The 16,852-nt window shown below is 62.7% G+C and carries 15 protein-coding genes; 6 read left to right on the top strand and 9 right to left on the bottom strand.

Annotated features, from left to right (window positions below; genetic code table 11):
* Window positions 1-70: 70 nt before the first annotated feature.
* The gene (locus ABTV29_RS11350; protein WP_433770224.1) at window positions 71-1,516 is read right to left on the bottom strand and encodes an amino acid permease; all 1,446 of its coding nucleotides are present in this window, start codon (window positions 1,514-1,516) and stop codon (window positions 71-73) included.
* Window positions 1,517-1,864: 348 nt separating this feature from the next.
* Here ABTV29_RS11350 and ABTV29_RS11345 point away from each other — a divergent pair, with 348 nt between their 5' ends.
* The 4 genes from ABTV29_RS11345 to ABTV29_RS11330 all read left to right on the top strand — a co-directional run bounded on the left by ABTV29_RS11345 (window position 1,865) and on the right by ABTV29_RS11330 (window position 5,507).
* Window positions 1,865-3,283, top strand: coding sequence for a PLP-dependent aminotransferase family protein (locus ABTV29_RS11345; RefSeq protein WP_433770222.1), 1,419 nt, complete (start codon window positions 1,865-1,867; stop codon window positions 3,281-3,283).
* Window positions 3,284-3,290: 7 nt separating this feature from the next.
* A complete protein-coding gene (locus ABTV29_RS11340) occupies window positions 3,291-4,535 on the top strand; it encodes an NAD(P)/FAD-dependent oxidoreductase (protein WP_433770220.1) in 1,245 nt (414 codons plus the stop codon).
* 80 nt (window positions 4,536-4,615) lie between these two features.
* Window positions 4,616-4,969: a RidA family protein gene (locus ABTV29_RS11335; protein WP_433770219.1), complete on the top strand. Its 354-nt coding sequence runs from the start codon at window positions 4,616-4,618 to the stop codon at window positions 4,967-4,969.
* 217 nt (window positions 4,970-5,186) lie between these two features.
* Window positions 5,187-5,507, top strand: coding sequence for a DUF2388 domain-containing protein (locus ABTV29_RS11330; RefSeq protein ID WP_433770218.1), 321 nt, complete (start codon window positions 5,187-5,189; stop codon window positions 5,505-5,507).
* Window positions 5,508-5,629: 122 nt separating this feature from the next.
* Here the strand turns inward: ABTV29_RS11330 and ABTV29_RS11325 are convergent, their stop codons facing one another.
* Entirely contained in the window at window positions 5,630-6,538 is a 909-nt protein-coding gene (locus tag ABTV29_RS11325) for a pyridoxal-phosphate dependent enzyme (protein ID WP_433770216.1), read from the bottom strand.
* Between the two features lie 208 nt (window positions 6,539-6,746).
* Entirely contained in the window at window positions 6,747-7,538 is a 792-nt protein-coding gene (locus ABTV29_RS11320) for an SDR family NAD(P)-dependent oxidoreductase (protein WP_433770214.1), read from the bottom strand.
* A 124-nt stretch (window positions 7,539-7,662) separates the two neighbouring features.
* Here ABTV29_RS11320 and ABTV29_RS11315 point away from each other — a divergent pair, with 124 nt between their 5' ends.
* Together ABTV29_RS11315 and ABTV29_RS11310 are read left to right on the top strand one after the other, a co-directional pair.
* Entirely contained in the window at window positions 7,663-8,610 is a 948-nt protein-coding gene (locus ABTV29_RS11315) for a GlxA family transcriptional regulator (RefSeq protein ID WP_433770212.1), read from the top strand.
* A 146-nt stretch (window positions 8,611-8,756) separates the two neighbouring features.
* Complete coding sequence (locus ABTV29_RS11310; RefSeq protein ID WP_433770211.1) at window positions 8,757-9,416, top strand: methyltransferase family protein; 660 nt, start codon at window positions 8,757-8,759, stop codon at window positions 9,414-9,416.
* A gap of 119 nt (window positions 9,417-9,535) precedes the next feature.
* Here the strand turns inward: ABTV29_RS11310 and ABTV29_RS11305 are convergent, their stop codons facing one another.
* The 6 genes from ABTV29_RS11305 to aldA form a co-directional block, all read right to left on the bottom strand.
* Window positions 9,536-10,204 carry an HAD-IA family hydrolase gene (locus ABTV29_RS11305; protein WP_433770209.1) on the bottom strand — a complete coding sequence of 223 codons (669 nt, stop codon included), beginning with the start codon at window positions 10,202-10,204 and terminating at the stop codon, window positions 9,536-9,538.
* Between the two features lie 139 nt (window positions 10,205-10,343).
* A complete protein-coding gene (locus ABTV29_RS11300) occupies window positions 10,344-10,751 on the bottom strand; it encodes a response regulator (protein WP_433770208.1) in 408 nt (135 codons plus the stop codon).
* A 112-nt stretch (window positions 10,752-10,863) separates the two neighbouring features.
* Window positions 10,864-12,474, bottom strand: a complete 1,611-nt coding sequence (locus ABTV29_RS11295; protein ID WP_433770206.1) for a GMC family oxidoreductase — start codon at window positions 12,472-12,474, stop codon at window positions 10,864-10,866.
* A 179-nt stretch (window positions 12,475-12,653) separates the two neighbouring features.
* On the bottom strand, window positions 12,654-13,871 hold the full coding sequence (locus ABTV29_RS11290) for a mandelate racemase/muconate lactonizing enzyme family protein (RefSeq protein ID WP_433770204.1): 1,218 nt from the start codon (window positions 13,869-13,871) through the stop codon (window positions 12,654-12,656).
* A 1-nt stretch (window position 13,872) separates the two neighbouring features.
* Window positions 13,873-15,204, bottom strand: a complete 1,332-nt coding sequence (locus ABTV29_RS11285; protein WP_433770202.1) for an MFS transporter — start codon at window positions 15,202-15,204, stop codon at window positions 13,873-13,875.
* 81 nt (window positions 15,205-15,285) lie between these two features.
* Window positions 15,286-16,710, bottom strand: coding sequence for an aldehyde dehydrogenase (aldA, locus tag ABTV29_RS11280; protein ID WP_433770201.1), 1,425 nt, complete (start codon window positions 16,708-16,710; stop codon window positions 15,286-15,288).
* Window positions 16,711-16,852 lie beyond the last annotated feature (142 nt).

The raw sequence follows: 16,852 nt of genomic DNA, 5'->3' as shown, positions 1-16,852 counted from the left end.
TACAAGCCTTGTTGCTCCAGCGCCGTCCCTGGCGTGGTGCTTTCCTCTGCTTACTGATGTTTCCCGGGATTCATGACCGTGCCGACAGGCCCGCGAGGATGTCGATGGCACTGATGTGGGGTTTGGCGATGGGCTGCCGCTGGCGCCTGAGGATCAGGTAAGCGGCGGACACCACCAAGAGACTGACCAGGCTGGCGAGGAACTGAGTACGCAAGGATTCCTGGAACGCCATGGCGACCAAAACACCCGCAATCACTGCCACCACAGCATAGGACAGCCAGGGAAACAGCCACATTTTCAGGGTCAGCCGGGCCGGCGCCGTGGCCTCGACCTGGCGGCGCACCCTGATCTGCGCCAGCGCCACCGCCAGGTACACGAACAGCATCACGGCACCTGAGGCATTGACCAAAAACAGGAACACGCCTTGCGGAGAAATGATCGCCGCCATGATCGCGATGTAGCCGATCACACTGCTGAGCAGCACCGCCGCCCGTGGCACTTTGCGTTCGGTCAGTTGCGCCAGTTGCGCCGGGGCATCGCCGCGCTGGCCCAGGCCGAACAGGATCCGCGAAGACACGTACAACCCGGAGTTCAGCGCCGACAGCACTGCCACCAGTACAACCGCCTGCATAATCATGGCCGCGCCGGGAATGCGCATGACATCCAGCGCCGCCACGAAGGGCGAATGCCCGGCGACGATCTGGCCCCAGGGCACCACACAGACGATCAGGAAGATCGAGCCGACATAGAAGGTGATGACCCGGAAGATCACCGAGCGGGTCATGTTCGCCACGTTCTTCGACGGGTCGTCGGATTCGGCGGCGGCAATGGTCGCGATCTCGGCACCGCCCACGGCAAAAATCACTGTCGGCACCCCGGCGAGGATGGCGCTGACGCCGTATGGCATGAAGCCACGGTCATTGACCAGGTTGCCCAGCAGGTCGCTGGTGCTCGGGGCGAAACCGAACAGGTAGGCGCCGGTGACAAAGATGAAGACGATGATCGCGAAGACCTTCAGCGACGCGAACCAGTACTCGAACTCGCCATAGGACTTCACCGACAGGCAGTTGATGGCGGTCATGATTGCCAGCAGGCTCAGCCCGATCACCCATGCCGGCAGCGGTATCCACTGCTCGAGAATGTTGGCGCCGACCACCGCTTCCACCGCAACAACGATCACCCAGAAGTACCAGTACAACCAGCCGCTGGTGAAACCGACCCAATTGCCCAGGCCAATGCGCGCGTATTCGGTAAAGGAACCGACACCGGGCAACGCCACTGCCATCTCGCCCAACATGCGCATGACCAGCATCACCACGATGCCGGCAGCGAGATAACTGAGGAAGGCCGCAGGCCCGATCGCCTGGATGGTTGCGCTGCTGCCGACAAAGAGGCCGGCACCGATGATCCCGCCCAGGGAAATCATGGTGATGTGACGCTGGCGCAATGCACCGCTGAGGCGTTGCTGGCCGTTTTTTGGCGGGTTTTGTGCCTGGGTTGGCTGAGCCTTGCTCATCGGATGTCCTCCGCGACGTGGGATGGGGTCGATCGACCGGATAAATTCATCGAAGACTTTGCGCGAGGGGGACAACTCACCGGATACTCTGTGCCGCCCGCTGGCAGGCTGAAGTGTCGGTGGTGTCCGCAAGGCCGGGCCGAACCCGGATGGAACGATTTGTAAGTCATGTGCGTACCCGTTGAACTGCGCATGGCAGCCATTTTCTTATTGTGTTGCATGACAAGCATTACAACTCACACACTAATCACGGTTTTTTAGCTTGTCAATGGGCGTTGTATCGGATAAAAAGCAATACAAATTTGCTTATTGTCTTGCTACGAGCATGACAAGCAGGGATAAGGCACCATGAGTCAATTCGAACAACTGCTGGAAGAACTCAAGGCCAGTGCGGCATTGCAGCGTGACAAGGCGGAAACCCTTTACGCGCAATTGGCCGACTCGCTGGCCGAAGCCATCGGCACCGGCAAGCTCAAGCCGGGCGAGCGGTTGCCGCCCCACCGTGACTTCGCCAGCGCACTGGGGGTGAACATCACCACCGTGACCAAGGCCATGGCGGTGCTGCAGCAAAAAGGCCTGGTGGAAAGCCGTCCCGGTCGCGGCACTCAGGTGGCGCAACCGCGGCATCCGGCGACGCAATTCCAGTCGGCACCGAGCAATGACCCCGGCACCGTCGACCTGAGCGTCAATCGCCCGGCCACCGACGGTTTCAATCGGGTGCTGGCGCAACTGCTGCCGCGCCTGGCCAGTGACCCGCGTTTTGGCGACATGAAGGACTATCACCCCTCCGAAGGTCCGCTGTGGGCCCGCGAAGCCGCCGCGCAATGGCTGCGCCATACCGGCGTCGAGGCCCATGCCTCGCAGATGCTGATCGCCGAGGGTGCCCAGCATGGCATCGCCAGCACCTTGCGCAGCCTGACCAGCAGCGGCGATACCGTGCTGGCCGACAGCGTCACCTATCAAGGCATCAATGCCCTGTGTCGCTCGCTGGGGCTGATTCTGGTGGGGGTCGATGCCGACGAGCGCGGGATGTCCCCCGAAGCGCTGCGCCAGGCGTGCGCCGAACATCAGCCACGGCTGCTGTTCCTGGTGCCGTCGATCCACAACCCCACCGCCATCACCCTCGACGCCGAGCGTCGTGAAGCCCTGGCGGCGGTCATTCGCGAAACCGATTTGCTGGTGATCGAAGACGATGTCTATCGACCGCTGCTGGACCAGTCGCCGCCCGCCTTCGCCGCGTTGCTGCCCGAACGCACGATCTACATTTCGGCCCTGTCGAAATGCATCGCGCCGGGCCTGCGCATGGGCTTTGTCATGGCTCCGCCGGCCTTGGCCCAGGACATCGCCGCCATGCAGCGCATCGACTGCTGGAGCACCTCGCCGCTGACCGCGCTGATCGCCACCCGGCTGATCGAGGACGGCCATGCCGAGCAACTGGTGGCCGAGCAGCGCGAAGAACTGCGCGCCCGGCAAACGCTGCTCGCCAGCCACCTCGAAGGCCTGGAATTCGAGCACAGCACCACCGGCACCCACGCCTGGCTCATCCTGCCGGAACCCTGGACCGGCTCGCGTTTCGCCCGCCTGTGCCACGACCGCGGTGTGGTGCTGCTCGCCGGCGGCGCCTTCACCCTGCGTCCGGAACTCTCGCCGCAAGCGGTGCGCATCAATATTTCGGCGGCCTTGTCCCGCGAGCAACTGATCAAGGCCCTGAAGGTCATCAGCCAGCTGGCGCGCCAGGGCCATCTCTACATGCACAACCGGATCTGAGAGAGACATGACACAGCCAGTTCATTGTGAAATCGCCGTTATCGGTGCCGGCGTGGTCGGGGTTGCCACCGCGCTCTGGCTACGCCGCCAGGGTTATCAGGTGGCGCTGCTGGAGCGCGAGGCGATTGCCAGTGGCGCGTCCTATGGCAACGCCGGGACCCTTGCGCCCTATGGCGTGATGCCGATTGCACAGCCATCGTTGCTGAAGGCGATTCCGTCCCTGCTGTTTTCCAGGGAATCGCCCTTCGTCATCAACTGGGCGCGTTTGCCGAAGTTGATGCCGTGGCTGGTGCGGTTTCTCAATGAATGTCGTGCTGCGCGCTGTGCCGTCAACACCCAGGCCCTGAGCCAGATCCTCCAGCACACCTACAGCGGTTATGCACCGCTGCTGGCCGATTGTCCGCAGGCCGACCGACACCTGCGCCACAACGGCTGCCTCTACGCCTACGGCACCGAGCAGGGTTTCGCTGGCGCCCAGGCGGCCATTGAATTGCGTCGTTCGCTGGGTATTGCCCAGCAAGTATTGAAAGCCTCGGAGATCGAACAGCTGGAGCCGGCGCTGGCAGGCAAAGCGGTGGCGGGCATCCTGTTTCCCGAGTCGTCGCACATGGACGACCCGCGCGCCTTCATCGAAGCACTGGCGGCACCACTGATCGCCGAGGGCGCCTTGCATCAGGCGACCATCACCGGTGTGCAGCGCAAAAGTGACGGCCTTTATCTCAGCAGTGCCGAAGGCAAAAGCTGGCGCGCCGACCGCGTGGTGCTGTGTGGCGGCGCGTGGTCGGCGGCGCTGGCGAATCAGGTCGGTGACCGGATCCCGCTGGATACCGAGCGCGGTTATCACATCGAATTCGACATGCCGGACACCCCGCTCAACCGCCCGTGCTGCCCGGTGGAACGCGCGTTCTACATGACGCCAATGGCGGGTCGCCTGCGCGTGGCGGGCACGGTGGAACTTGGTTCGATCAACGACCCGGCCAATCCCAAGCGCTTCGATTATCTGGAGCAAAACGTGCGCCGCGTCATGGGCCTGACCCAGCCGGTGGCGCGCAAGTGGCTGGGGTTTCGCCCTTCCCTGCCGGATTCGCTGCCGGTGATCGGTCCCTCGCCGAACGAGCCGCGCCTGATCTACGCCTTCGGTCATCAGCACCTGGGCCTGACGCTGGCGGGGGCCACCGGCCAGTTGGTGGCCGACTGCATCGCCGGCAAGGCACCTGCATGGCTCGACAGTTTTTCCGTGCAACGCTTCTGAGCAACGTTTCCGAGCTACGTTTCCGAGCCACGTTTCCGAGCTACGTTTCCGAGCAACGCCTTCCAACAGGAGAATCATTGATGCCAACCATCGAGCGCCAACAGACCAACAAGCGCATGAGCCAGATCGTCACCCACGGCAATACGGTGTACCTGGCCGGGCAAGTGGGCGAACCGCAACACGACGTCGCCGGCCAGACCCGCGATGCCCTGGCCCGGGTCGATGCCCTGCTGGCCCAGGCCGGTTCCTCCCGCAAGCACCTGTTGCAAACCACCATCTGGCTCGCCGACATGGCGGACTTCGCGGCGATGAACGCGGTGTGGGACGCCTGGGTCCCGGAAGGACATGCACCGGCCCGGGCCTGCGGCGAGGCGAAACTGGCGGATCCGGCGCTGCTCGTTGAGGTGATTGTCTGCGCGGCGAGGGACCTGTAAGCGCTGTGTAGGTGCTGTGTAGGAGCTGTCGAGTGCAACGAGGCTGCGATCTTTTGATTTTCAAGATCAAGATCAAAAGATCGCAGCCTTCGGCAGCTCCTACAGGGGTTGTGAATCGCCCATGGATTTTGCAGCCCGCCAACAAAAGGGAACTCTTGGCAACGGCCATGCATCTCAAAATATGAGGCATTTCCCTTTTGCTGCAGAGGACACCATCATGCGCCGTCTGATTATCGTTTCTTCCCTGCTGCTGTGTTTACCTGTCGGCTCTGCACTGGCCGACGTGGACGCGGGTGACGTCGCCACCTCGGCCGGCGTATCCGCTTCGCTGTATTCGACTTTCAAGGATCACAAATTGATGATTCCCGCCCGGGATGACGCCTCCAGCTTCGTGGCCAGTGGCGGCACGATTCGCGGCGCGTACCTGGAGTCGGTGTTCCAGCAACTGCGGCAGGATCATCCTGACCTCGCCAACGCCAGCGACAAAGACCTGGCACAGGCGATACTCGTGCAGGACAGTGCGGTCGCCAATCACTAAGCGCTCTTGTAGGAGCGAGCATGCTCGCGATGGTCGCCAACGATAACGTTGGGAGCCTGACACCCCGTGGTGTCCTGAAGTGCATCGCGAGCATGCTCGCTCCTACAGGAAGCAAGGGAGCTTCAACGCGCCCAGCCAGCCACCAGTTGCGCGCTGATGCTGACCCCGCCACACACCACAACCACCACATCGTGGGCCCCGGCAATCGCCGGGTGATCCAGGTAGGCGACTGCCAGCGAGACACCGCAGGCCGGCTCGACCAGCTGACGCAGATCGCTGGCGTAACGCACCACGCCCATGATCGCCTCGTCATCGCCGAGCACCACGCATTCGTGGTCGAAGTCGAGGATGTGTTCCACCGGCCAGGCCGCCACCAGGGAGGCGCCGAGCGAACGGGCGACGGTATCGATGCGGGGAAACTTGACCGGATGCCCGGCCTTCACGGCGGCGGCGAACGAGGCTGAACCCTCGGTTTCGCAGGCGACGATCCGGCAATCCATACGCTGGTGGCGAATCAGCCCGGTGAGTATGCCAGCGAGCAATCCACCGCCTCCCACCGACGTGACAATGGCATCGACCTGCGGGCAATCCTCGATGACTTCATCGATCATCGTGCTGTGCCCTTGCCACAGCACCGGATGGTCGAAGGCCGGCACGTATTCGGTGTCCGCGCCTTGCGCCAGTTCCTTGGCCCGCAGATTGGCCTCGTCCCAGACCTTGCCGTGAACGATCACCTCGGCCCCGGTTTTTCTGATCCTGGCCCGGGTCGACTCCGGGGTGGTGTTGGGCACCACGACACAGGCTTTCAACCCCAGGCGGGCAGCGGCCACAGCGGTGGCAAAGCCGGCATTGCCCCCTGAAGGGCAAATAACCTTGCGCTTGCCCTGCGCCACGGCCTGGCTGCACAACAACCCGATGCCGCGCACCTTGAAGGAGCCGCCGGGTTGCAGGTTTTCCAGTTTGAGCCAGATTCGGCGGGACGCCGTCGAGAGGTCCGGGTGAAGGATCAAGGGTGTTCTGATGTGAAGCATGATGGGCTCCTGTTGCAGGCCACGGGCCTTGAGGGCCGGTGGTGAACGGTGCTGCTTCAAGTCTAGTTCACCCATAGCTGACGACGCGCCCCCTGTAGGAGCGAGCCTGCTCGCGATGGTCGTCAACGAAAACGCTGGCTGCCTGACACCCCGAGGTGTCCTGGCGTGCATCGCGAGCAGGCTCGCTCCTACAGAGACGGGTCGGGTATCAGAGGTAGCGCGGCGCCGGAGCGGAATTGCCGAACAACCCGGACAACACCCGGCGCTGTGCTTCGTATTGATCCCACTGCGCACCGTCATGCAGCCCCGGAATGGTGATCACCTCGCCACTGGCCAGCCCCACCAGCGCCGCGTCGACCATGTCTTCGGCGGACATGACGATTTCCTGCGGCAGGTTTTCCACCGGGTTACCGGCCTCGCTCCAGAAATCCGTGGCAGTGGCGCCCGGCAACACGGCCTGGATACGCACGCCCTTGTCGGCCAGTTCATGCTGCATGGACTGGCTCAGGGCGAGGACGAACGCCTTGGTGGCGCCGTACACACCGTTGAGGATTTCCGGAGCGATGGCCACGATCGAGCCAATGTTGATCAGGGTGCCGCCGCCACGGGCGACGAAGCCGGGGACCACCGCATAAGCCAGGCGGGTCAGCGCGGTGATGTTGAGGTTGATCATCTCTTGCATGTCATCCACCGGGCTGCCCAGCAGCGGCATGACCGCGCCGACCCCGGCGTTGTTGACCAGCAGGGTGATGCTGGCGTCGCTGCGCAGGATCTGCTCGACCCGCAACAAGTCCGCCGGGTTCTTCAAGTCAGCGGCCAGCACCTCCACGCTGCGCCCGGTTTCGTCGCTCAAACGGTTGGCCAGGTCATTGAGTTTGGCCCGGCTGCGGGCTACCAGAATCACGTCATAACCCTGACGGGCGAGCCGGTTGGCGTACACCGCTCCGATACCCGATGACGCGCCGGTGATCAGTGCGGTGCCTTTGGATGAAAGCGTCATGTTCAGTTTCCTTCACGAAGAGGCGAGACATTCGCCGGGTGTGAGCAGTTATAAGGGGGCTCGCACGCGTCGCAAATGACGTTTAAAGTACGTTTTTCGGACATGACCTTTTGAGGACATCCCCATGATCAGCGTGGCGTTTGTGGTTTTCGACAGGTTCCAGTCCATGGCGCTGGCGGCGATGCCGGTGTTCGAATACGCCAATTTCAGCGCAGGAGAAGACCTGTACGACGTGCGCGTGCTGTCCGAGGACGGTCGCACCTTGCGCGCGTCCGGCGGCTTGTCGGTCGGCACCGAGGCGTTCGATGAGCGGGTGTTCGATACGGTGATCGTGGTCGGCGGCGATTCGATCCTCGAACAGGCGCCCGAGGCGGTGCTCGATTACCTGCGGGCCAGTGCCAGAACCGCCCGGCGCACTGCGTCGATCTGCTCTGGCGCCTTCGTCATGGCCCAGGCTGGCCTGCTCGATGGACGGCGGGCCACCACCCATTGGGCCTACGCCCGACAACTGCAGGAACGTTTTGCCTCGATCAAGGTGGAAGCCGACCGCATCTATGTAATCGACGGTTCGATCTGGACTTCCGCCGGAATGACCGCCGGCATCGACCTGGCGCTGGCCATGGTGGAAAAGGATTTCGGCGCCGAACTGGCCCGCTCGGTGGCGCAGAAACTGGTGATGTACCACCGCCGTGGCGGCGGCCAGTCGCAGCATTCGGCCTTGCTGGAGCTGGAGCCGAAATCCGATCGCATCCAGACGGTGCTCGGCTATGCCCGGGAACACCTGGCCCAGGCACTGTCGGTGGAGCAACTGGCGGAGGTGGCCCGCCTCAGTCCGCGACAGTTCAGCCGCGCGTTTCGCGCCGAAACCGGACAATCGCCGGCCAAGGCCATCGAAAACCTGCGCCTGGAGGCGGCACGGCAACTGCTCGAACGCGGCCGCCTGAGCCTCGACCAGATCGCCCTGGAAACCGGCTTGGGCGACCGTCGCCGCATGCGCGAAGCCTTCCTGCGGGCGTTCGGGCAGCCGCCGCAGGTGATTCGCCGCAGTGCCCGTTCCGAGATTTCCGCCTGATCCGTGCGCGGGAACGATCAATAACCCTGTGGGAGCGAGCCCGCTCGCGATGGTCGTCAACGATAATGTATGCATTCAGGAAGAACGCGTCTTCGTTAACGACCATCGCGAGCAGGCTCGCTCCTACAGTGGAAGGTGTGCGCGTCATGAAAATCTCGGCCAAACTGGCGTTTTTCGCCGTCGTGTCCACCCTCGCCTACCTTGGCCTGGCCATTTGGGGGCTGGGTGGCTTTGCTGCTTTTTTCTCCCATGGCGCGCTGGTGTTGGTGGCGCTGGCCACGCTGGTGATGGTCATTGCCTCGCTGTTCACCGAGGTCAACCTCAGTTCCGGCGAACGTGAAGACCGGGCCAATCGCTGGGTGCTGCCGGCGTTCGCCGTACTGGGTTTGCTGAGCAGCTACCTGCCAGCCCTCACCGACCGCCTCGACGTCTGGACCTTCGGTGGCGAGGGGGTGCGCTGGCTCGGGGCGATCCTGTACAGCGTCGGTGGTGCGTTGCGGATGTGGCCGGTGTTCGTGCTGGGCAAGCGCTTCAGCGGCCTGGTGGCGATCCAGCCAGGGCATCGGCTGGTCACCGACGGACTTTATCGCCACCTGCGCAATCCCAGTTACCTGGGGATGATGGTCATCGGCATCGGCTGGGCGCTGGCGTTTCGTTCAGGGGTTGGGCTGTTGCTGGCGGCGTTGACCCTGATTCCTCTGATTGCGCGGATTCATTCGGAAGAGGCGCTGCTGCGGGCGCAGTTCGGGGCGGAGTATGAAGCGTATTGCGCGCGGAGCTGGCGGTTGATTCCAGGTATTTACTGACACACCACCATTCCCTGTAGGAGCGAGCCTGCTCGCGATGAATCCGAGAACGCAGCGGGGTGTCAGGCACCCAGCGTCATCGTTGAAGACCATCGCGAGCAGGGCTCGCTCCTACAGTTTTAGAGGGTGTACAGGCTAATGGAACCGTCTGCATCCGCCTTCGCGGTGATCGACTCATAACTACCCAACGTCGCATGCTCCGTCACCAGCGGCTGTTCATGCGCCGCCGTGACAATCAGCAAATCCGCCCCCGCCGCTTGCGCCGCCAGTATCCCCACGGTGGCATCTTCGAATACCAGGCAATCGCTGATCTCTACCCCCAACCGGCGCGCGGCCAGCCGATAGCCCGAGGGATCAGGCTTGCCCACCGTCACGTCCTCGGCAGTGACCATCACATCCGGTTCGGGAATCCCGGCCGCCGCCATGCGACGCAACGCCAGCGTCCTCGGCGCGGAGGTGACGATGGCCCATTGATGGGCCGGCAGCGCCTTGAGAAAAGCCGCCGCGCCGGCCACCTCTTCGACCCCTTCGACATCCTCGATTTCCGCCTGGGTGATCCACGCCGCCTCCACCTCGGCATCGACACCGGGCAAATCCAGGCGGCGGATGGTATCGACGGCGCGAGCGCCATGGATGGTGGGCAGGAAGGCCTCGACATCGACACCGTGACGCCGGGCCCAGGTGGCCCAGACGCGCTCGGCGGCGGCGATGGAGGTCAGGATGGTGCCATCCATGTCGAACAGGAAGGCGCGGTATGGGGTGTTGAATACGGATTTGGCGGCGGGCAAAGGGACGTTCCTGTCAGGGTATTTCACGCAATCTACACCATCCCTGTAGGAGCGAGCTTGCTCGCGATGCACTACTGAGCACCACGGGGTGTCAGGCAGCCAGCGTTATCGTTGGCGACCATCGCGAGCAGGCTCGCTCCTACAGGGGGTTGCGTGATTTCAGGGCGCCTTGTACGCAATCAAGCAACTGCCCCAGCGCCCAGGGTTTCTTGATGAACGAGACTTCGTGCCGCACCCCGGAGCTTTCCGGGGTCTCATAGCCGGACATGATCATGATCGGCTTTTCCGGCCAGCGATCGCCGAACAGGTTGGCCAGGTCCGCGCCGTTGAGCGTGCCGGGCATGGTGATGTCGGTCAGCAACAACCCGACCTCCTGCGCATGGCGCTGCAGGTACACCGACGCGGCGTCCGCACTGCTGTGGGAATGCACCGCATAGCCTTCGTCCTGGAGAATTTCGCAGAGAAATTCCAGGATCAGCGGGTCGTCCTCGACCACCAGGATCAACCCGCCCGGAAGGTGTCCACCTGCAGTCGGTTCTCGACTCATGACCTTGTCGCTCCCTGTATGCCTCTATGATTTCGCCAGCGCTCATCCGCCACCTACAGGTATGAGCAGCAGCGCCGGCGGAAATTCATTTTTGATACAGGTATCGGTGCAATCAGGCGTCCTGCAAGATCAGGTCGGCGCCCTTCTCCGCCACCATCAGCACCGCGGCATGGGTATTGCCGGAGGTCACGTTGGGGAAAATCGACGCATCGACGATGCGCAAACCGTCCAGGCCATGCACCTTCAGACGCTTGTCCACCACGGATTTCTCCAGGTCCGAACCCATGGCGCAGGAGCCGCACAGGTGATAGATCGAACCGCTGTTTTCCCGGAAGTACTGCAGCATCTGCTCGTCGGTCTCGACCACCGGTCCCGGCAGTACCTCTTCGACCGTGATGCCCTTGAGCGCCGGTGCGTTCATGATCTTGCGCATCAGGCGGCTGCCCTGGATCACCTCGTCGATGTCCTTCTGCGTGCTCAGGTAGTTCGGGTCGATCAATGCAGCGTCACGGGGGTTTTTCGAGGCGATCTCGACGTGCCCGCGGCTGGTCGGCCGGCACGGGTTGAAGCACAGCAGGAAGCCTGAATACGGCTCGGGCTTGAGGCTGGCCTTGTTGTTTTTCGGGATCTGGTACGACAGCGGGTTGAAGTACAACTGCAGGTTCGGGTTGGCCTGCTGCTCGTCGCCACGGAAGAACCCGCCCGCCTGATTGACGCTCATCGCCAGCGCGCCCTTGCGGGTGAACAGGTATTTCAGGCCGAGTTTGAATTGGCCGAACAGCGAGCTCAGCTCATCGTTGAGCGTCGGGATGTTGGCCTTGTAGTAGTAACTGGCGCACAGGTGGTCCTGCAGGTTCTGCCCCACCGCCGGCAGGTGCTTGACCAGCGGGATGTTGTGTTTGGCCAGCAACGCCTGATCGGCCACGCCGGACAATTGCAGAATCTTCGGGGTGTCCACGGCGCCAGCGCAGAGGATCACTTCCTTGTTCGCGGTAAAGGTGCGCACCACACCGTGCTGGGTGATGGACACGCCAGTGGCACGCTGCTGGTCATCGAACAGTACGCGGTCGACCAGGGCGTAGTGCTCGATGGTCAGGTTCGTCCGGCTGAGGGCCGGATGCAGATGGGCGAAGCTGCTGGAGCAACGCTGGCCGTCGCGGGTGTTGACGTCGTAGATGCCCGCGCCTTCGAACCTGGCGCCGTTAAAGTCCTCGCTCAGCGGATAGCCGAGCTCACCGCAACCCTGGAGGAACACATCGCAGATCGGGTGGGTCTGGCCCTTCATCGGGGTGATGCTGATCGGGCCGCTACCCCCGTGGTATTCACTGTCGCCCAGGGGGTGGTTTTCCAGTTTGCGGAAATACGGCAGCACGTCGGAAAAGCCCCAGCCGTCGTTGCCATTGGCCGCCCAATCGTCGAAATCATGGGCCTGGCCACGCACGTAGATCATCGCGTTGATCGAACCCGAACCACCCTGCACTTTGCCGCGCGGGGCGTAGATTTCACGGTTGCCCAGCTGCTTTTGCGGCTGGCTGTAGTACATCCAGTTGAAGGTCGGGTTGTAATACATTTTGGCGAAGCCGACCGGAATCTTGAACCACGGGGAACTGTCCTTGCCGCCCGCTTCCAGCAGCAGCACCGTGTATTTGCCCGAAGCCGACAGGCGATTGGCCAGGACGCAGCCTGCGGCGCCAGCGCCAGCGATGATGTAGTCGTAAGTCATGCACGGTTACCGCGTAAGTCGTTGTACAAATAATCCGGCAAAGGCATGCACAAACACTGTGGGAGCGAGCCTGCTCGCGATGATGGCGGTACATCCAGCATCGAAGTCGACTGATCTGGCGCTATCGCGAGCAGGCTCGCTCCCACAGGTGGTGTTCCCATGACCGGTGAAAAATCCCGTCAGCCCTTGGCCGGCGAGGTGTCCTTGACGTCCGCCGGGGTCGGCGCCATCTGCAGGTGCAGGCGTTCACCGGTGTACGGCGAATGCTTGCGCACCACGTCCATGTTCAGCTCGACACCCAGGCCCGGCTCGGTGGACGGGATGATGTAGCCGTCCTCCCATTGCAAAGGCTTGGTCAGGACTTCGGCATGGAAACCGCCCCAGGTCATGATGCTTTCCTGGATCAGGAAGTTCGGTGTGCAGGTGGCCAGCTGGAAGCTCGCCGCCGCGCCGATCGGGCCGTTGTAAAGATGCGGGGCGATTTGCGCGTAATACGCCTCGGCCATGCTCGCGATCTTCTTGGCTTCCAGCAGACCGCCGCAACGGGCGACGTTCATTTGCAGGATCGACGCACCGCCGGCCTGCAGCAGCTTGAAGAATTCGTACTTGGTGGTCAGGCGCTCGCCGGTGGCAATCGGGATACTGGTCTTGGCCGCGACTTGCGCCATGGCGTCTTCCTGGCCTGGTGGTACCGGTTCTTCGAACCACAGCGGGTCGTACTTCTCCAGGCGCTTGGCCAGGCGAATCGCCGAAGACGGCACCATTTGCCCGTGAGTGCCGAACAGCAGGTCGCACTTGTCACCCACCGCTTCGCGGATCTTGCGGCAGAAGGTTTCGCAGCGCTCGAGCACTTCCAGGGAAATCTGGTGCCCGGAGTACGCGGTGTACGGGCCCGCCGGGTCAAACTTCACGGCGGTGAAGCCCTTGTTCATGTTCTCGATGGCGCACTCGGCGGCCAGGTCCGGGTCGTCGTAGTCGTACTCGCCACGGCTGTTGACCGGGTACAGGTAGGTGTAGGAACGCAGGCGCTCGTTGACCTTGCCGCCGAGCAGCTCGTACACCGGCTTGTTCGCGGCCTTGCCGATGATGTCCCAGCAGGCCATCTCCAGGCCGCTGACCACACCCATCATGGTCAGGTCCGGACGCTGGGTGAAACCGCTGGAATAGGCCTGGCGGAAGAAGCGCTCGATGTGGTGCGGGTCCTGGTTCAGCAGGTAGCGTTCGAACACGTCTTCGATGATTGGCAGCATGGCCTTGGGGCCGAAGGTCGCGGCGTAGATTTCGCCCACGCCTTCGATGCCGCAATCGGTCTTGATCTTGACGAACAGCCAGTACATGCCGCCGATGTGCGGTGGCGGGACGGCAACGATATGGGTTTCAAGGGCGACGATTTTCATCTCAGGCACCTGTCTTCAAAGCGGACTTGTTGAAAGATTGACGATTGACGCGAGCGCGCAGGGTCAGGGCCGCGAGGGTCCCGATCAGGCCGACGCTGGCGATGTAGCCGAAGTAAAGTTTGTAGCCGACGGCACCGGGGTATTGCTCGGTGAGGTAGCCATTGATCAGCGGGATAAAGGTGTCCGGCAGGTAACCCACCACCGAGACAATGCCGATGGCCAGGCCGGTGATGCGCAGCGGAATGTTGCAGGTGTCGAGGATCGCCCAGTACAGGCCGCGAATGGCGTAGGTCATCAGGCCGATGAAAATCACCGTGGCGATCAACAGGCCCATGCTGCCCAGGGCCGGGAACACGATCAGGCCGACCATTGCCAGGGTCGCGAGGAAGAGCGCGACCACCAGCACCGAAATGTTGGAGAACTTGTCACCCAGCCAGCCACCGCCGATGCCGCCGATAGGACGCATCCACAACTTGATGGTGGTGATGGTGCCGGCCATGACCGCGGTCATGCCACCACCCTGCAAGTAATCGGAGAAGCTGTAGGTGGCCCAGAAGATGTGATAGCCGCAGAACACGATGGCCGTAACCAGCCACAGCTCGGGGATCTTCACCAGGGTGGCCAGATCGGTGAGCAGGTTGAACTTGCCCTTCTCCACCGGCGCGGTGTCATCCATCGACTTCGGATCCTTGATCAGCACCAGCACACAGCCGATGGCGATACAGGTGAAGGCGTACAGGTACACCACATGCTTGAAGCCTTCGGCCGTCGACTCGCCACGGGTTTCGGTGGCGAAGGCAAACAGCGCCAGTGCGATCGTCGCCAGCAAGGCTTCCACCAGTCCGCGACCGCCGTCGAGGATGCCGAAGAAGCGGCCCTGCTCGGAGTGATGGGCAATCATCTTCACCCGCTTGAGCACCGAGGCCCAGAAGGTCAGGCCGGTGGTCAGGCCCCAGCAACCGAAGATGATCATCAGGCTGGTCATCGAGGGCGCGGTGGAGTACCACAGGCCCAGGGCGCCGGTCGCCACGAGCGAGAAGAAGATCAGGAAACGCGGGGCGATACGGTCGGCGAGCCAGCCGCTGGGCAGATAGGACAACAGGAAAATCGTCCCGAGCATCGAATACAGATAACCCAGCTCGCTGTGGTTGATCTGGAACACTTCGAGCATGGTCGTCTGGTAGACCTGGCGCAGGTAGAGGATCGGGTAGATCGCACCGGCGGCCAGCACCAGCAGCATCAGTTGGAAATAGCGACTTCCCGTGTCGCTGTGGCTTTGAGAACCGGCGTTCGAACCCTGAACAGCCGCAGCAGGGGATGCTTGCTTGGACATCAAGTAGACCTCTGGCGCCCGGTGGTCCGGACGCCCTGATAATTGTTTTTATAAGTGCAGCGTGAAGCCTGTAGCGGTGAATCAGTACTTCATGACCACCAGACGGGTCTGGGTGAATTCGAGCATGCCGTGCTTGCCGTCATCGCCGCCCAGGCCCGAACGTTTCCAGCCGGCGTGGAAGCCCTGGTACGGGTCGGCCGGGGTGCGGTTGACGTACAGCTCGCCGGCCTCGATGGCGTTGGCGACTTTCTGCGCGGTGCGGTAGTTCTCGGTGTAGAGCACCGACGACAGGCCGAACTGGTGGTCGTTGGCCATGGACAGGGCTTCGTCGATGTCGCGGTACTTGAGTACCGGCAGCACCGGGCCGAAGATTTCTTCCTGGATGATTTCCATGTCCTGGCGGCAACCGCTCAGCAGGGTCGGCGGGTAGAAATGGCCCTTGCCTTCGGGCAGCACACCACCGGTTTCCAGTACAGCACCGTCGGCGATGGCGCGCTCGACCATGGCATGGATGTTCTGTTGCGAACTGGCGTTGACCAACGGCCCCATCAGGCTTGCGTCGGTGGCGCGGTCGCCGAACTTCACGGCGCTGATTTTCTCTTTCAGCAGGCCGAGGAATTTCTCGTAGACGCTTTCCTGCACGTAGACACGCTCCACCGCCGTGCACAACTGGCCGCAGTGCGTGGTCTTGGAAGCGATGATCGCCGTGGCGGCGGCTTCGAGATCGGCATCGGCTTCGATGATCGCAGGCGTCTTGCCGCCCAGCTCCAGGGAAGGCTTGGCGATGTTGGCCTTGCAGTAATCGAGCACGATGCGCCCGGCATTGACGCTGCCGGTCAGGGTGATCAGGCCCACGGCTTTGTGGGTGCAGACCGCGGCGGCGGTGGCGTGGTCCATGGTCAGGATGTTCACCACGCCGGCCGGCAGGCCGGACTGCTGCACAGCCTTGGCGATTTCGAAGGCCGAAGTCGGCGTGTTGTTGCTTGGGCGCACCACCACGGTGTTGCCGGCAATCAGCGCCGGGGCGATTTTGCGCAACAGGGTGTAGACCGGGTAGTTGAACGGAATCAGACAGGCCACCACGCCAATCGGCTCGCGGTGCAGGAACAGGTTTTCGTTCGGCGTGTCGCTGGGAATGATCTCGCCTTCGATCCGCCGCGCCCATTCGGCGTGATAGCGGGTGATTTGTGCGGCGTAACGGGCTTCGTTGCTGGCGTCGCTGACGCTCTTGCCGGACTCGGCGGCCAGGGCCTGGCCAATGTCTTCGGCGCGGGCTTCCAGGGCATCGGCGAAAGCACGCAGGTGCTCGGCGCGTTCGATGCTGGTGAGTTTGCCCCAGGTTTTCTGCGCCGCCGCGGCGGCTTCGACCGCAGCGGTCGCTTCATCGGCGGTGGCGGCCGAGACCTGGCCCAGCAGCGCCTCGGTGGCCGGGTTGTAGACGGCAATCAGCGCGGCACTGGCCGGCTCGATAAATTGCCCGTTAACAAAGTTTCGCTCGAGTCGCATGTGAATCGCCCATCGTTGTTTTTTTCAGTTCGAGCAGTCTTGGCAATCAACCCTCGTTGAACAAACGATTTATTGAGCGGCGTAACATTCGAAAAATGCAGGTTACCTCATTCCCTGTAGGAGCGAGCATGCTCGCGATGAA

This window comes from Pseudomonas putida, from assembly GCF_050989985.1.
Lineage (GTDB): Bacteria > Pseudomonadota > Gammaproteobacteria > Pseudomonadales > Pseudomonadaceae > Aquipseudomonas > Aquipseudomonas putida_AI.
Note: the sequence above shows the minus strand (reverse complement) of the source record. Positions and strands in the feature narration are given on the sequence as shown.

Coding starts and splice junctions, on each gene's coding strand:
- ABTV29_RS11310 (WP_433770211.1), top strand. CDS start 8,757: ATGAAAATCTCGGCCAAACTGGCGTTTTTCGCCGTCGTGTCCACCCTC.
- ABTV29_RS11315 (WP_433770212.1), top strand. CDS start 7,663: ATGATCAGCGTGGCGTTTGTGGTTTTCGACAGGTTCCAGTCCATGGCG.
- ABTV29_RS11285 (WP_433770202.1), bottom strand. CDS start 15,204: ATGTCCAAGCAAGCATCCCCTGCTGCGGCTGTTCAGGGTTCGAACGCC.
- ABTV29_RS11290 (WP_433770204.1), bottom strand. CDS start 13,871: ATGAAAATCGTCGCCCTTGAAACCCATATCGTTGCCGTCCCGCCACCG.
- ABTV29_RS11300 (WP_433770208.1), bottom strand. CDS start 10,751: ATGAGTCGAGAACCGACTGCAGGTGGACACCTTCCGGGCGGGTTGATC.
- ABTV29_RS11295 (WP_433770206.1), bottom strand. CDS start 12,474: ATGACTTACGACTACATCATCGCTGGCGCTGGCGCCGCAGGCTGCGTC.
- ABTV29_RS11325 (WP_433770216.1), bottom strand. CDS start 6,538: ATGCTTCACATCAGAACACCCTTGATCCTTCACCCGGACCTCTCGACG.
- ABTV29_RS11330 (WP_433770218.1), top strand. CDS start 5,187: ATGCGCCGTCTGATTATCGTTTCTTCCCTGCTGCTGTGTTTACCTGTC.
- ABTV29_RS11320 (WP_433770214.1), bottom strand. CDS start 7,538: ATGACGCTTTCATCCAAAGGCACCGCACTGATCACCGGCGCGTCATCG.
- ABTV29_RS11335 (WP_433770219.1), top strand. CDS start 4,616: ATGCCAACCATCGAGCGCCAACAGACCAACAAGCGCATGAGCCAGATC.
- ABTV29_RS11340 (WP_433770220.1), top strand. CDS start 3,291: ATGACACAGCCAGTTCATTGTGAAATCGCCGTTATCGGTGCCGGCGTG.
- ABTV29_RS11350 (WP_433770224.1), bottom strand. CDS start 1,516: ATGAGCAAGGCTCAGCCAACCCAGGCACAAAACCCGCCAAAAAACGGC.
- ABTV29_RS11345 (WP_433770222.1), top strand. CDS start 1,865: ATGAGTCAATTCGAACAACTGCTGGAAGAACTCAAGGCCAGTGCGGCA.
- aldA (WP_433770201.1), bottom strand. CDS start 16,710: ATGCGACTCGAGCGAAACTTTGTTAACGGGCAATTTATCGAGCCGGCC.